The sequence below is a fragment of the Microcystis flos-aquae FACHB-1344 genome (genome assembly GCF_014698375.1).
GTDB lineage: Bacteria > Cyanobacteriota > Cyanobacteriia > Cyanobacteriales > Microcystaceae > Microcystis > Microcystis aeruginosa.
Genome location: NZ_JACJSW010000100.1, coordinates 1 through 12,223 on the forward strand (window position 1 = coordinate 1; position 12,223 = coordinate 12,223).

The window sequence follows — 12,223 nt, forward strand, 5'->3', positions numbered from 1 at the left end:
ATAAAGGGCTTTCAGACTATCGGTTAGTTGAATCAGGGATGCTGGTTTCATGCGAGTTCCTCACTCTGAGGATTTTCCCATTATTATAGGATCAATCATTCTCTGTAATTCTCTAATTTGTTTTTTTGTCAGAGATTATCGCCACAAACACGCACCCTACCAGATCTATACTCAACGGATTTAGAATAATAGGTTCCAATCTCAGTGATCTGTGCTACCATTCGGGGTAAATTCAAGCGATCTCCAGACACCTATGAGCAAGGTTCTCGTGTTGAATGCCTCCTACGAACCGCTAAATATTACCAGTTGGCGGCGTGCGATCGTTTTATTGTTGAAAGGAAAAGCTGAATCCCTAGAACATAACGGAAAAGTGGTTTGTCGTGACCTACCCCTACCTTCTGTTATCCGTCTTAGGCAATACGTCCGTGTTCCCTACAAGGAAATTCCTTTAACCCGTCGTAATATTCTCGAACGAGACCATCACACCTGTCAATACTGTCTCTACCGAGGTGAACAATTAACCATCGATCATGTGATTCCCCGTTCTCGCGGAGGGGGTGATACCTGGGAGAATTTAGTGGCGGCTTGTGTGCGTTGTAATGTGCATAAGGGCAATCGTACACCAAAAGAGGCCAATATGTCCCTGCACGCCCAACCCCGTCGTCCCTACAGTAGTCTCCACTTTGAGCTATTAAAGCACACCAGGGAGAATCACAATCACGAATGGCGTAAATATGTCATCGGTATTTAGGGTGAAAAAGGCATGGTGAAACCAAGACCAAAATTGATTCCCATGCCATTATTATTAGTCTGGGTGCGAGGATTGGCAACTCCCGTGCCTAGATAAACTGAACAACCAGCACAGGGGGAATTGACTCGGTAGCGCACCGCCATGGGATCATTGGGATCGGTGATAGTTACTCCCTGATGGTTTAAGTCTTTAATTAGATTGGTGACGGGTTTGAAAAAATCGGCGCTGGGGGGTTGACTTGGTTGCAGTTCTAGGGTTTGTTCTTGGGAAGCAAGAACGATTTCCGAAGCGATAATTAGCAGCACAGAGGTAGTTAAGCCAAATAAACCCAGATTATTTTTGATCTTCATCTTTTTTATCACCGAGAGATTGTTAATTTCTTCTGGTGATAATTCTAGCGTTTCCTCACCGGAAAGGAACCTTAATCAGTAAAAAAATTTACTAATTTCTACCATACTTATAATAAGCGGCACAAGCACCTTCACTAGAAACCATACAAGTACCGATGGGATGTTCGGGAGTACAAGCAGTCCCAAATACTTTACATTCCCAGGGTTTTAAAACACCTTTAAGAATTTCGCCACACTGACAAGCTTTGTGATCTTTAACGCGCTGATTGGGTAAGGTAAATTTCTTCTCCGCATCAAAATTACTGTACTCATCTCGCAGTTTTAACCCTCCTTGAGCAATTTCTCCTAAACCTCGCCATTCAAACTGATCCCGCAGTTCAAAAACTTGGTCGATTGCCGATAAAGCGACTCTATTTCCTTGATTTTGTACCACTCGATCGTACTGATTTTCGATCTCACATCTCTGCTCATCTAATTGTTTTAATACCATCCAAATTGATTGCAGAATATCCAAAGGTTCAAACCCAGAAACTACCACAGGTTTATGATATTCTTGGGCAATAACTTGATAGGGTTCTGTGCCAATTACCATGCTAACATGACCGGGACCAACAAAACCGTCTAACTGTAGATCCGGGTTATCTAACAAGGCTTTCAGAGCGGGAATAATCACCACATGATTAGAAAATAAACTAAAATTAGTGACACCATCTCTTTGCGCTTCTAAAACGGTTAAAGCTGTGCTAGGAACGGTTGTTTCAAACCCTAATGCTAAAAATATTACTTCTTTATCGAGATTTTCTCTGGCAATTTTTAAGGCATCGCGAGGAGAATAAACCATGCGAATATCATCCCCTTTTGCTCGTGCTTGCAGCAGACTCAAATGGGAACCGGGGACACGCATAGTATCGCCAAAAGTTGTCAGAATTACGTTCGGTTGTTGTGCGAGAAAAATGGCATCATCTAAACGACCTCGCGGCATTACACAAACGGGACATCCAGGACCATGAATTAATTCGATAGTTTCCGGAAGTATTGCCTCGATACCGTATCTAAAAATTGAGTGGGTATGACCTCCACAAACCTCCATAATTTTAGTAACTTTTTGCCGTTTTTCAGAGATTCTTATCGATAATTGTTCAATTTGTTGAATTAATCCTGCCGCTTTAACTGGATCACGAAATTCGTCAACGTATTTCATAGTTTATCTCCTTTAATTATAATTTTTAGCTGTCGGTCGTCAGTAATAATGCCGTAATTTACATTTCTTAAGATAGACAACAGAATTAATTTGTGGCTAACTAATTAAGAACATTAATTATGATTAAATTCTTCCTCTAATTCCACTAATTGTGTTAATAAATTTAAGGTTTCTTGCGCCTCATCTTCATCGATTCGATTCATGGCAAAACCCACATGAACTAATACCCAATCCCCTACACAAGTATTAGCGGGATGGTCTTCATCAACAATACAAGCGATATTTACTTCTCTTTTTACACCCCCCACATCGACGAGAGCGAGATGATGGTTTTCATCAATAATTGCCGTAATTTGTCCCGGTATGCCTAAACACATAGTTTTTACCTTAAATCTAGTTTTTGTTAATTATGCGCCGATTTTTGGGCTAGAGATTGCATTAATATCAACTGACAGCCCTTCTCATAAAGATGAAGTATAACCTAATTTGATATTGACGACCTACGACCGCCTCCCGAAAAGGAAAACCGAGTCAAAGGTTATCCTTTTTACTTGGTCTTAGCTGCCATTCTGGACTATTGCCCTCAAGAACAGCTTTTTTTCCCGTATCTTTTTTAAGATTTCCCCTGTCCCGGACCGTGGACAGTATCCCAGCAAGGGTAAAACTTTTGTATTAGGGACTACACCTATGATAAGAAATTATTCAATCAATCGATCGGGTGACATTCTAGGCTATGATTTCCCTGACTATAGTTATTTCTCTACATTAAGGAAAATCGACAATGACAGCCTTTCCCATCGATTTGAGCGCCTATAAACCCATCAGTCTCGACCCCAGTAACCCCACCCTCACCGACGAGCAAAGAAGCGCCCTAAAAGCCAATATCCAACTCTGTCGCGATGCTATCATCTTTTTTACTGCCACGGGTGCAGCCCGGGGTGTGGGTGGACACACCGGCGGCCCCTACGATACCGTCCCGGAAGTGGTGATTCTCGATGCTCTTTTCCGCAGTCAACCTAGTCAATTTGTACCAATTTTCTTCGATGAAGCGGGACACCGCGTCGGTACTCAATATCTCATGTCTGCGTTAGAAGGTTCTTTACCCCCAGAACAATTAATGCACTACCGCGAGGCTAATTCTAAACTCCCCGGACACCCGGAATTAGGATTAACCCCCGGCGTAAAATTTAGTTCTGGCCGTTTAGGACATATGTGGCCCTACGTTAACGGTGTCGCTTTAGCTAACCCCGGAAAAACCGTTTTTTGTTTAGGTTCCGATGGTTCTCAACAGGAAGGCAATGACGCGGAAGCTGCCCGTTTAGCCGTGGCTCAACACATCAATGTTAAGCTGATTATTGATGATAATGATGTGACGATTGCTGGTAATCCTTCCAAATATTTACCCGGTTATGATGTGGCCAAAACTCTCGTTGGCCATGGTCTAAAAGTGTTAGTGGGAGATGGGGAAGATATCGATAGTTTGTATCGCAATATCTGTGAAGCAATTAATACTCCTGGCCCGATTGCGATTATTAATAAACGTCCCATGTGTCCCGGTATTGAAGGTTTAGAAGGTTCTAACCACGGTCATGATGTGATTTCTGTACCCTTGGCTTTGAAATATTTAGAGGCAAAAGGACACAGTGCCGCCGTGGAATATCTCAACAGTATTAAGAAGCCTTCTAATGACTATAAATTCCTCGGTTCTGGGGATAAATGGGGTTCTAACCGCAACGTTTTCGGTGAAGCAGTAGTCAGTCTTTTAGGCAAAATGAGCGAAGAAGAACGCAAAGCTAATGTATTAGTAGTAGATAGCGATTTAGAGGGTTCCTGCGGTCTGAAAATTATCCACGATAAACATCCCGAAGTGTTTATTCCTTCCGGTATTATGGAACGGGGCAATCTTTCGGCAGCCGCTGGTTTTGGTATGGAAAAAGGTAAACAGGGAATTTTCGCCACCTTTGCCGCTTTTCTAGAAATGTGTATTTCTGAAATCACCATGGCCCGTTTGAATTATTCTAATCTTTTATGTCATTTTTCCCATTCTGGTATCGATGACATGGCGGATAATACCTGTCACTTTGGTTTGAATAATTTCTTTGCCGATAATGGACTGGATGACGGTTACGAAACCCGTCTTTATTTCCCGGCCGATGCGGCACAAATGACCGCTTGTGTCGAGGCAACTTTCCATCAACCCGGTTTACGTTTTATCTTCTCGACTCGTTCTAAAACTCCCAATATTCTTGATACTAACGGTAATAATTTCTTTGGCAATGGTTACACCTTTGTCCCCGGAAAAGATGAAGTAATTCGGGAAGGCACTGCCGGTTATATCATCAGCTTTGGAGATGGTTTATACCGCGCTTTAGATGCAGTGGAACGCTTAAAACAAGAAGGGATTAACGTGGGTTTAATTAATAAACCGACTCTCAATGTGGTGGATGAAGAAATTATCGCTAAAGTTGGTAATTCTCCCTTTGTTTTAGTGGTAGAAGCATTTAACCGTCGCACAGGTTTAGGTAGCCGTTATGGTTCTTGGTTACTCGAACGCGGTTTAACTCCTAAATACGCCTACATCGGTACTCACCATGAAGGTTGTGGCGGTTTATGGGAACAATTCCCCCACCAAGGTATTGACCCAGTTGGTATCATTAGTAAAGTTAAATCTTTAATCGCTTAGATAGTATTTTAGGGTGGGCTTTAATCAGTTATCAGTTATCAGTAAACAGTAATTAGTAAACAGTAATTAGTAAACAGTCATCAGAACGTAGGTTGGGTTGAAGCATGAAACCCAACGCCTGCATCGGTTACGCTACCGCTAACCCATCCTACAAATAATTGTGCCTCCCTACTTAGGTTTTAGATTCGGCCCTTGTAAACAGTCATCAGTAATCAGTAATCACTGGACATCTTTAATAATTAAGATTTTAGCTTGGTTGAGAGATTGAACATTTGTACTAAAATTTCCCAGAAGCAGTTTAAATCCATTACAGCTGATCAACTTTAGCGGCTTAAATCGCACCATTGAGGGGAAATCCCCCTTAACTAGGTACGGTAAGCCCCTAGAAGCCAACAAACCGGTCAATCTAGAATAGTCTCAAGGGTATAAAAGTAATCTCTTATAGAAAATGCAGCCAACCAATCCACAACAATTTACGGAAAAAGCTTGGGAGGCAATCGTCAAAACGCCGGACATTGCCAAACAGAACAGCCAGCAACAAATTGAAAGCGAACATCTAATGAAAGCCCTACTGGAACAGGAGGGATTAGCGGGCAGTGTCTTTAGTAAAGCTAATATTAGTCTAGCCCGTTTGCGGGATCGAACCGATGATTTTATCCGTCGTCAACCGAAAATCTCTAACCCCGGCGACTCGATTTATTTAGGTCGTGGTTTAGATAGTTTACTCGATCGAGCAGAAAATTATCGCCGAGAATTTGGAGATGACTTTATCTCGATCGAGCATTTGATTTTAGGTTACGCTAAAGATGATCGCTTCGGTAAAAATATTTTTCAAGAATTCGGACTTACCGAAAACAAACTCAAGGAAATTATTCAACAAGTCAGAGGTAGTCAAAAAGTGACCGATCAGAATCCAGAAGGCAAATATGAGGCCCTAGCAAAATACGGACGGGATCTCACCCAATTGGCACGGGAAGGTAAATTAGACCCCGTAATTGGACGGGATGACGAAATCCGTCGCACCATTCAGATCCTCTCGCGTCGGACTAAAAATAACCCAGTTTTAATCGGGGAACCGGGAGTAGGAAAAACAGCCATTGTCGAAGGATTAGCCCAGCGGATTATTAACCGTGATGTGCCAGAATCTCTGTTAGATCGGACTCTCATTTCTCTCGATTTAGGTGGCTTAATTGCGGGAGCAAAATATCGCGGAGAATTTGAGGAAAGATTAAAAGCTGTCCTCAAGGAAGTCACCGATTCCCAAGGCAATATCATCATGTTTATTGATGAAATTCATACCGTTGTCGGTGCGGGAGCCACTCAAGGGGCAATGGATGCGGGCAATTTATTAAAACCAATGTTAGCCCGGGGTGAATTGCATTGTATTGGGGCCACTACCCTCGATGAATACCGCAAATATATCGAAAAAGATGCGGCATTAGAAAGACGCTTCCAAGAGGTTTTAGTGGATGAACCAAATGTGGTCGATACTATTTCGATTCTTCGCGGTCTCAAAGAACGTTATGAGGTGCATCATGGGGTGAAAATTGCCGATAATGCTTTAGTGGCAGCGGCACTGCTTTCTAATCGTTATATTAGCGATCGCTTTTTGCCCGATAAGGCCATTGATTTAGTTGATGAAGCGGCGGCCAAATTGAAGATGGAAATCACTTCCAAACCGGAAGAACTCGATGAAATTGATCGCAAAATTCTCCAGTTAGAAATGGAAAGACTTTCTCTACAAAGGGAATACGATCCAGCTTCGCGAGAACGGTTAGAAAAGTTAGAAAAAGAACTGGCTAACCTCAAGGAAGAACAATCGGGATTAAATGCCCAATGGCAAGGGGAAAAAGAGATTATCGATCAAGTTCGTGGGGTTAAAGAAGCGATCGAACAAGTTAATCTAGAAATTCAACAGGCCGAACGAGATTATGATTATAATCGCGCCGCGGAATTAAAGTTCGGAAAATTAACCGATCTGCAGCGGCAAATGTCCGCCCTAGAAACTCAATTGGCCGACAAACAAACCACCGGTAAAAGTTTATTAAGGGAAGAAGTTCTCGAATCGGATATCGCCGAAATTATCTCGAAATGGACGGGAATTCCTCTCAATAAATTAATCGAATCGGAAAAAGAAAAACTCCTCAATCTGGAAGAGGAATTACACGAAAGTGTCATCGGTCAAGAGGAAGCGGTCACAGCCGTAGCCGAAGCGATTCAACGTTCCCGCGCCGGTTTATCGGATCCCCACCGTCCCACGGCCAGCTTTATTTTCCTCGGTCCGACGGGTGTTGGCAAGACAGAATTGGCGAAAGCTTTAGCGCGCAATCTCTTTGACACCGAAGAGGCTCTAGTTCGCATCGATATGTCGGAATACATGGAAAAACACAGCGTTTCCCGTCTCATGGGTGCGCCTCCGGGATACGTCGGCTACGATGAAGGGGGACAATTAACCGAGGCAATCCGGCGTCGTCCCTACTCTGTCATCCTCTTTGATGAGATTGAAAAAGCCCATCCCGACGTTTTTAACGTTATGTTACAAATCCTTGACGATGGGCGCTTAACCGACTCTCAAGGTCATCTGGTTGATTTCAAAAATACCATCATTATTATGACCAGTAATATCGGTTCTCAATACATTTTAGACGTGGCTGGTGATGAGTCTCGTTACGAGGAAATGCAGGCGCGGGTGATGGAAGCAATGCGGAATAGTTTCCGTCCCGAATTCCTCAATCGTATCGATGAAACGATCATTTTCCATAGTTTACAAAAAGCGCAACTGCGATCGATTGTCAAACTACAGGTAGCCAATCTCAGTGATCGCTTGATGGAACAAAAATTAGCCCTGAAACTTGCCGATATTGCCCTCGATTATCTAGCAGAAATTGGTCACGATCCAGTGTACGGTGCGCGACCCTTAAAACGGGCAGTACAAAGATATGTGGAAACTCCGATCGCTAAGGCAATTCTGCGCGGCGAATTCAAAGGGGGAGACACGATTTTTGTCGATGTGGCCGATGAAAGATTGACCTTTAAACGGTTAGCTTCCCCGGTAGTAACTGCTTAATTAGCAAGGGTGGGCAATGCTCACCCTTTGATTATTATGGAAGCAGGGGATTTTTGCTTGAATCTATGACTGTAACACTGCTCGCACCACCGGCTGAAATAATTCACCTGTCCGGGATTAGCTGGAAAACCTACGAAACGTTGCTCGCAGAAATGAGCGATCGCCGTCTCTGGCTGACCTACAATCGTGGCAATTTAGAAATCATGGCTCCTTCGACCGGACACGAATTTAGTAAAACACTCATCGGTCGCTTTGTCGAAACCCTAGCGGAAGAATCGCTAGTCCCGATTTATCCCCTCGGTTCTACCACCTTTAAACGCCCTCAATTAAGTGGTGCAGAACCAGATGAATGTTTTTACATTGATAATATTGAGGCGGTTCGGGGGAAAAAGCGACTGGACTTAAATGAAGACCCTGCACCAGATTTAGTCATAGAAATTGATGTCACCAGCAGTTCTCAAAATCGCCTTCAGGTTTATGCAGATCTAGGCGTGGCAGAGGTTTGGGTTTATAATGGGGAGTCTCTGGTCATCCAACAATTACAAAATGGCACTTATATCACCTCCCCAACCAGTCAGTTTTTTCCTAATTTACCCATCTTAGAAATTGCTATATTTTTACAACAAGCTGGCCAGACAGATTACCTAGAGTTAGTAAAAGCATTTCGGAATTGGGTCAGAAGTCAGCTGGAAAAATAAAAGGAAGGTTTTTCAACGTTAAATCTCATACCAAAATCCCCTTGCTCCCTGCCAAAAATCAAATTTTTCCCCCCTAGTTTCTGACCAGTCTTCTAATTCCAATTCGCTCGCAGAAATATCTTCGCACCAACTGGGAGGAGGAGCGATCCTGATTGCTTCCGGAACCACTAAATGCAGAACCACTGGGTGGAACCCCATCCAGAGCAATTTGGAGACTCCAGACTGGATGAATAACTGGCGTAATTGTTCCCGTTCCAAAGCAGCGATCGCATCTTGTTGGTCAATTTCCTGGCAGTTGATGCCCCAACTCTCTAGGGTGGAACAGATTACTGGGGGTAAGTTGCGGGCCCGATCTTCCGGGGAGCGATGGGTTAGGATAAAGGCCGACCCCAGGGCAGCACTCAAGGCGATCGCATCTCGGAAAGCATAGCCGAGCAGATCGGTGTGAATTTGTCTATCTAAACTGCGGGCTAACCATTCCCAACGACTGACTAAACTGCTGTCGGTTTCTTTGGGCAAAAGGGATTCACCAAGCCCATCGCCGATCCAAAATAGATAATGATTACCTAAATCCGTCTCTAGTCGCAGTCTTTCCCATTCCCGCAAAGTGCGACGGGTTTGGGCAGAAAGTTCCGGGGTGAGAAGGGATGGGCAATTGCCCTTCTCTGGGGACGCTTCTAGCCAAGGCCGCCAGCGATCGAAAACATCGCTATTATCAATTAGATGCCAAAATTCTCGCGCTATCCATAATTCGAGAAATCGTCCTAATTGTTTGACCAGGAGCAGACCATAATCCGATAAGGCCAAGTTGGGATCGAGGACACAAGACCAACGGCGTTGATTTAGGTTAATGGAGAAATCGGGCAAAAGAGTGGCACTCATCGGGACACCTCTAAAAAAATAGCGTTACACCCCAGCAGACCCCGAACCGATAACACTGCGCAGCGCCGGAGTTACCCCCGGAAAGGCCCGGCCTTCGGGAGTCATGCGATAGGCAGCCAACCAAGCTTCCGAATGGGGACCCATGGGTCTGAGTTCCGATTGGAATAAAATCGGGTCAAGGGCGGTTTTAAAGTCGTTATCGGCGACAAATTGCAGAATCCGACGACCGCTTTCCGCCATTTTTGCCCGTTGGGAAGGTTCGGCAATACCCCCCAGATAGCGATTGGAGACGATTTCGATCACATCCCATTTGGTATTGGCATCGAAGGCTTTTTTGATATCGGGTGCATCCAAAAGGTTGAGAACCGTATTGAGATAATGTCCAGTTTCCATCGTCAGGGCCAAAATGTTACCGTAGGTGGAGCGATCGAGAGCATAGCGCAGATCCAAGCCGATGCGTTGAACCGTGCCGATACTGCCAAAGGGTCGCTGTTCAATGAGAGTGCCACCGCGAATTACTTCCCCGATCAATAAATCTCGGAAATATTGGGCAACGGCCACCATAAACCCGACTAATTGCCGATGAAAATTGCGGTTAACGATCGCCCCCGAAGGTGGTTGGGCATTACCGTAGTTAAAGGCGCGACGGTAGGCCATCATCCGGTCGCGGATCGTATAGCGCAAAGGTTTCCATTTGTCAAGTAAATATAGACCTCGCGCCCCCGGTCCCCGTTGAATCCGCATCCGTCCCTCTCTAAACAGACGCTGCAGCACTTGGATGACTTGAAAAACTTTCATCCGTTCGTGTTGGTAAATATAGTACAGTTCGGCGGCGGCGTGCAGTTGACTAGGAACGACGGAATCATCGAAATCGGGCTGGATATAGGGATAGGAAACGTTCTCGAAGGGAACCGGTCCTTTGGGTCCAAATCCGATTAAATCGAGGAAACTATCGGGACTACTGGAACCGTCGGCAGCCCCCTTGAGTAGTTCACCGAAACGGTCTTCGAGTTGCTGTTCGTACTGTTGGCGCTCTTCCGGGGGCATCGCTCCTAATTGATCTCTCAAAAAGGTCGCCCACAAGCGTTGAATGGTTTCTGTGGTGTTGTAGGTCATGGTTGGATTCCTTTAGGTTACTTGATCAGGGGTGAAATCAGGGGTATGGGTTTCATCCTGAGCTTCTCAGTATTTTTCTCCAAACAGTTAGAATTGATTGCCAGAACTTTGAGATTTTGTTTTTTGAATCGGTCTCGATTTGAGATACCTGTTCAGCCGAACTTTCCTGAATTTCTGAAAAAGAGAAATCTAAATTGCTTAGTCAGCCAGCAGGAGGACTTTGGTGCTTCTGGAACTCATTAAATTTTTGAAGAAACTCTTGAAACCGTTGGGTTTTGGGTTTTAGCTGCCCATCTTTTTCACCGAACATCTCTTCAATCATCTCCCAATTCTCTTTATACAGTGAGTCTCCCTGATCTAAAAGCTTCAAGAGATCCCAGGCATTAACATCCTGATACACTCCTTGCAAGAAAAGCTGTTGTGGATTTTGGCGGTAAGGGTGATTGAGAAGAAGATAAACTATTAGGTCAAGGCTTGGTTTAAGCTGGTTAAACTTCTCCATATTTATTTCGAGAGCGTCAAGCCTTCCTAAAATCTTTGTGAGATATTCACCTCCTCCTGTATCTCCTGTATCTCCTTTAGGTCCTGCATCTCCTTTAGGTCCTTGAGCGATTGCACCACCAAGGCTTTTGAAAATTTTATCCTCTACATCTTTCAGCAACTTTAGGCGAGCTTTAAGTAAGTCGGAATTTGTACAATCAAAACCGGAACAGGCTATGTTAAAATCATCTAAAAGCCCGTCTTTCAGCACGTCCCCCCGCTTTGCATAGAAGTGCAAGTCATTTCCAGAAATAGCCAGAAATTGCGCTATTTGTCGGAACAGGTTGCAGTCTCCCTTCCTTAAAACTGCAGAGAGAGTTTCGAGGTAAGTTAGCAAAAACATCTGAATGACGAAACTGCCTGATTCTCCTCGGATACTAATCGCATCCCGAATCTCTGCCAGACGGGTATCAATATCTCCTAATCCTGCCACTTTTGGTTGGTTTTCCTGATCTGTTCCGCGCAAAAGTTCTTGTAATCCGACTGCATCAGTAGGTGGAGTCGCTGTCTTTTGAGTTATTTTCGAGAGATCTTTAACGAATTCTATCAATCTCTTCTCAGAAGTCGTATTCATAGAAATCATCCCCTAAATGATTGTTGTTTTCTACATCAATACAAGTAATTTAAGTATCAAGTTCCTCATGGCTTGATGATGGCTTTTCCCCTGTTATTTAAGGTATGCTAGGGTGCTGCTGGGCGTCGAGGCTCGCCGAGATTGTAAGCAATAGTGTCCACAGCCTCAGAAATATCCTCTAGTTGCGGAGGCATCTTATCAGCAATGTCACGCAGGCTTTCTTCGTAGTTACCGGGTAACTCAAATTTCTGACAGGGGGACAAGCCAGCTGAAAAGCTTATGTAGCATGGAATACAGACACAGACTCCCAAAAAAGATAAGTCATATTTACCATATATGACCTAAATAACGAAAATGATAA

At 44.1% G+C, this 12,223-nt stretch carries 10 protein-coding genes; 4 read left to right on the forward strand and 6 right to left on the reverse strand.

Features of this window, described 5'->3' with window-relative positions:
• Positions 1-253: 253 nt before the first annotated feature.
• Positions 254-751, forward strand: coding sequence for an HNH endonuclease (locus H6G48_RS08045; protein ID WP_012268298.1), 498 nt, complete (start codon positions 254-256; stop codon positions 749-751).
• On the opposite strand, the gene H6G48_RS08050 is transcribed toward H6G48_RS08045, so the two are convergent.
• The 3 genes from H6G48_RS08050 to H6G48_RS08060 form a co-directional block, all read right to left on the reverse strand.
• Positions 748-1,101 (reverse strand): hypothetical protein, encoded by a 354-nt coding sequence (locus H6G48_RS08050; protein ID WP_190720798.1) that lies wholly within the window; start codon positions 1,099-1,101, stop codon positions 748-750. The two genes, H6G48_RS08045 and H6G48_RS08050, sit on opposite strands and share 4 nt — an antisense overlap.
• A gap of 91 nt (positions 1,102-1,192) precedes the next feature.
• Positions 1,193-2,302, reverse strand: a complete 1,110-nt coding sequence (gene hypD / locus H6G48_RS08055; RefSeq protein ID WP_190720801.1) for a hydrogenase formation protein HypD — start codon at positions 2,300-2,302, stop codon at positions 1,193-1,195.
• A 113-nt stretch (positions 2,303-2,415) separates the two neighbouring features.
• Positions 2,416-2,679, reverse strand: a complete 264-nt coding sequence (locus tag H6G48_RS08060; protein ID WP_190720804.1) for a HypC/HybG/HupF family hydrogenase formation chaperone — start codon at positions 2,677-2,679, stop codon at positions 2,416-2,418.
• Positions 2,680-3,083: 404 nt separating this feature from the next.
• Here H6G48_RS08060 and H6G48_RS08065 point away from each other — a divergent pair, with 404 nt between their 5' ends.
• The 3 genes from H6G48_RS08065 (at position 3,084) to H6G48_RS08075 (ending at position 8,750) form a co-directional block, all read left to right on the forward strand.
• Positions 3,084-4,985 carry a transketolase C-terminal domain-containing protein gene (locus H6G48_RS08065; protein WP_190720807.1) on the forward strand — a complete coding sequence of 634 codons (1,902 nt, stop codon included), beginning with the start codon at positions 3,084-3,086 and terminating at the stop codon, positions 4,983-4,985.
• A gap of 448 nt (positions 4,986-5,433) precedes the next feature.
• Complete coding sequence (clpB, locus tag H6G48_RS08070) at positions 5,434-8,052, forward strand: ATP-dependent chaperone ClpB (RefSeq protein WP_190720810.1); 2,619 nt, start codon at positions 5,434-5,436, stop codon at positions 8,050-8,052.
• 65 nt (positions 8,053-8,117) lie between these two features.
• Positions 8,118-8,750, forward strand: a complete 633-nt coding sequence (locus H6G48_RS08075; RefSeq protein WP_190720813.1) for a Uma2 family endonuclease — start codon at positions 8,118-8,120, stop codon at positions 8,748-8,750.
• Between the two features lie 18 nt (positions 8,751-8,768).
• Here the strand turns inward: H6G48_RS08075 and H6G48_RS08080 are convergent, their stop codons facing one another.
• The 3 genes from H6G48_RS08080 to H6G48_RS08090 all read right to left on the reverse strand — a co-directional run bounded on the left by H6G48_RS08080 (position 8,769) and on the right by H6G48_RS08090 (position 11,862).
• Positions 8,769-9,632: a hypothetical protein gene (locus H6G48_RS08080; RefSeq protein WP_190720816.1), complete on the reverse strand. Its 864-nt coding sequence runs from the start codon at positions 9,630-9,632 to the stop codon at positions 8,769-8,771.
• Positions 9,633-9,656: 24 nt separating this feature from the next.
• On the reverse strand, positions 9,657-10,748 hold the full coding sequence (locus tag H6G48_RS08085) for a hypothetical protein (protein ID WP_190720819.1): 1,092 nt from the start codon (positions 10,746-10,748) through the stop codon (positions 9,657-9,659).
• A 202-nt stretch (positions 10,749-10,950) separates the two neighbouring features.
• A complete protein-coding gene (locus H6G48_RS08090) occupies positions 10,951-11,862 on the reverse strand; it encodes a hypothetical protein (RefSeq protein WP_190720822.1) in 912 nt (303 codons plus the stop codon).
• Between the last annotated feature and the right edge of the window lie 361 nt (positions 11,863-12,223).